The 3,267-nt window shown below is 31.3% G+C and carries 4 protein-coding genes; all 4 read left to right on the plus strand.

Annotated elements, in window-relative coordinates; translation table 11 throughout:
* The first annotated feature begins 292 nt into the window (after positions 1 to 292).
* Positions 293 to 886, plus strand: coding sequence for a hypothetical protein (locus C8N26_RS00075; protein WP_147418465.1), 594 nt, complete (start codon positions 293 to 295; stop codon positions 884 to 886).
* A 158-nt stretch (positions 887 to 1,044) separates the two neighbouring features.
* Positions 1,045 to 1,827, plus strand: a complete 783-nt coding sequence (locus tag C8N26_RS00080; protein ID WP_120185521.1) for a hypothetical protein — start codon at positions 1,045 to 1,047, stop codon at positions 1,825 to 1,827.
* 148 nt (positions 1,828 to 1,975) lie between these two features.
* Positions 1,976 to 2,419, plus strand: a complete 444-nt coding sequence (locus tag C8N26_RS00090) for an OadG family protein (RefSeq protein ID WP_120185522.1) — start codon at positions 1,976 to 1,978, stop codon at positions 2,417 to 2,419.
* 153 nt (positions 2,420 to 2,572) lie between these two features.
* Positions 2,573 to 3,157 (plus strand): hypothetical protein, encoded by a 585-nt coding sequence (locus C8N26_RS00095; protein WP_120185523.1) that lies wholly within the window; start codon positions 2,573 to 2,575, stop codon positions 3,155 to 3,157.
* Positions 3,158 to 3,267: the final 110 nt, after the last annotated feature.

Here is a 3,267-nt window from a genome sequence, read left to right on the forward strand (position 1 = left end):
TGACGAAATCTAGGTTTCAACGTATAACATAACCTTACTCTACGCTTTTTTCTTTCTGATTTATATTACTAAATTTAAACAATTGCTAACTTAAGACGTATATAAAAAATAGCGGTTTAGTCACTTAATCGAAAGAAAATGAATATATTAAAAGTTTGTTATAATCCGAAAAGTTAGTGTATAAAATCCGCTACTTTTCATATACAAGACCGTTGCCTACAATTTGAAACAAACACTCTACATACTGATATTAATACTGACTTTCTCTTGTAAAGACGATAAAAAAATTGATATGGGAATTGATAGTCCAGAAAAATTTGCCAAATACGCAAAGGAATTGGAAAATAAAAAACATCCGATTTTACCGAATAAATTTTCCGTTCAATTAAAAGATAAAAACGGAGAGAATCTAAAGTTAGAAAGCGTACTCTGTCATCTCAACATTTATATTGACTCATTGAGTTATTACACATACAGTTTCATACCAACCGACTCAAATGGAATTGTAGAACTGACAAAAGAACAAATGATTCAAAATACGGAGTTAAAGCATTATTATGACAAAACTATTCCATTGGACAAAACACCTGTAAAATTTGATTTTATGGTTATGGATACAAACTTATTGAATGGAATTATTTCGAGTATGGAAAATTATTTGAAATTGGATTTAGAATCAATAAAATCCGATTTAAAACAAAGAGGTTTAACTGATTCCCAAATCGCACAACAAATTCCTGCGATTAAAGAAAAAATGGAATCTGACAAAAAACTATTGGGAGTATTAAAAACTAATCGGAACGCTGAATTGGATTACGCAAATGGACAAAAAAGATTGACTGATTTTTGGAACAGTGAATCTGACTATAATTATGAATTGAAATAAAAAACTGTAGGCAACACCGGCTATAGTTCATTGCTTCTGACTTTCCTATCGGAAAGTCCTCGCAAATTTGCTATCTTCGGTTTACGGCGGAAAATCCTCGCGGATTTTCACGCAACGAAACCATAGCCAAACACGTTGTACACAATATAACCTAACAAATGAATAGACAAATAATAACACTTTTACTTGTAGCAATATTCACAAATTTTGGATATTCTCAATCGAAAAAAATTAATATTAAAACAGACCATTTAACAGAGGCTAATTACCTAAAAATCGATGATTTTTATTTAACTCATTATCTATACATCGACTTGTTTTTAAGAGAAAATCTATTTCCAGAAGCAAGTCCCGAAGATGTTTCTTCTATTTTAAAAGCTCTTAAAAAATATGTTTCGGTAGAAAACAAATTAGACGTCGAAATTGAAAAACCTGGGAAAAGAAATTACTTGATTCGATTTGCCATTTTAAAGAAAGATAACGGAACTGAACTTTTAATTGCTTTCACAAATTGGACTGTAAAGGAAAAAGCATTCGAAAAAGAAATTAAAATGGAAAATGATTCCTACACCAGATGGTATTTTCTAAATGGAAACAAAATGACTTACCGAAAAGATATGTCGGACCAGAACGATTACTCAACTATGAATAAATCTGACTTGGCTAATGCCTACTTATTCGATGAACTATCCGAAAACGATTCCGAGATAGAAAGTACAATAGCGGAATATCTAAACCAAAGTGACATAAGTATTTCTGATAAAATTATGGCGAATTTAATTCTCTTAAAATATCAAATCTTTAAAAGAGAGAATGATAATGTTACCAAACAAACTGAACACTTGACTGAATTATTCGAACAAAACAAATCTGAACCAAATTTGAGAGGTTTACAAGCGGCTTTTGACGCTACGAAATACCAAATAGAATTAATAAAATAAATACTGTGTACAACACCGGCTATAGTTCATTGCTTCTGACTTTCCTCTCAGAAAGTCCTCGCAAATTTGCTATCTTCGGTTTACGGCGGAAAATCCTCGCGGATTTTCACGCAACGAAACCATAGCCAAATACGTTAGCTTTAATTAAATGACATTCGATAAAATGAATCATATTTCAATGGAATTCACACCTTCTCAACTCGGAGAAACTAAAAAAGTGTTTTTGAAAAATGGCTCATCAATCTCGACAAAATGGAAAAAAGAGAATGAATATATAATACGTTACAAACCTGAAAATTATGCAGACTATTATTCTCCGTATTTCTTATTTCAATTTGAAAATAGAACTTTAAAAAGAATGATTCCATATCCAAATAAAAGGTCATTTGGTTATATGGCTATTATTATGATTGGATTTATATATTTCAAAGGAATTAAACCTGATTTGTATTTGACACTAATTGGTTTTTCAATAGTTTTTGTTTTTCTATTGCAATTTGTTGTTGGAATTGCCGCCTATCAGAAAATAAAGAATAATGTTTTCGGAAAGAATATAACGGAAATAAAAGAAACGTCTGAATTAAAAAACTAAAGCTAACACCGTATATAAAAAATTGCTAGTTTTAGCTAAACCAATGTGAGTTGCTTTGTTTGCTTGCATCTGATTTTCCTTCGGAAAATCCTCGCACACAAAAACGCAACTTTCCATATACATCAACGTTACCTGCAAGCATAAAAAACGACAATGAGACAAATAATTATAGCAACTATTCTTCTAACCGTTTTATTAGGTTGTAATAGTTCAACAAATAAGAAAAGTTCAACGGAATCAGCAAAAGTAACCGAGAAGATTAGTTCAGATTTTGCAAGTTATATCTCGACACTTGACCGTATTAAACTTCCACTAGAAACAAATCCTCTTGGACAGCTTCCTAAAATATCGAAGAACTTTGACAAAAAGAATTTTGAGAAGTATAAACACACATGGACAAGTCAACCTTTAGGTATCTATTATCAGGATGAGAAGACGGTTGGAATTATTGATTGCTCGATTGGCGATTGGGGACTTGTACCTTTTTTGACAACCTATGATTTAAAAGGAAACAAAATTGACTCGACAGGATTTTACGATAAGAGTGGGCAGGACATGGGATATGAAGCAATAGAACATTTGACCTTCAACGCTGACAGGACAATAATAGTTCTTGATACTGTTAAACATTGGGAATTTAATGAAGATGAAACGGACATTATCGAAGAAAGCATGAAAATGACGACAGGGAAAGTCGAGTATCAAATTTTGGAAAACGGAAAAATTGAAAAGAAATAAAAAAAACCAGCAGGTAACAAAGAACTGAGGTAAAAAACAAGTAAATTTTATACTTTTTTAAACCAAAGTACTTTTATAATTTGCATCATAAGGTAAACCACTTTTTACTA

It is taken from the genome of Tenacibaculum lutimaris (genome assembly GCF_003610735.1).
Lineage (GTDB): Bacteria > Bacteroidota > Bacteroidia > Flavobacteriales > Flavobacteriaceae > Polaribacter > Polaribacter lutimaris.

Excerpts from the sequence above, each read along its gene's own strand:
- C8N26_RS00075 (WP_147418465.1), top strand. The coding sequence starts at position 293 with ATGGGAATTGATAGTCCAGAAAAATTTGCCAAATACGCAAAGGAATTG.
- C8N26_RS00095 (WP_120185523.1), top strand. The coding sequence starts at position 2,573 with ATGAGACAAATAATTATAGCAACTATTCTTCTAACCGTTTTATTAGGT.
- C8N26_RS00080 (WP_120185521.1), top strand. The coding sequence starts at position 1,045 with ATGAATAGACAAATAATAACACTTTTACTTGTAGCAATATTCACAAAT.
- C8N26_RS00090 (WP_120185522.1), top strand. The coding sequence starts at position 1,976 with ATGACATTCGATAAAATGAATCATATTTCAATGGAATTCACACCTTCT.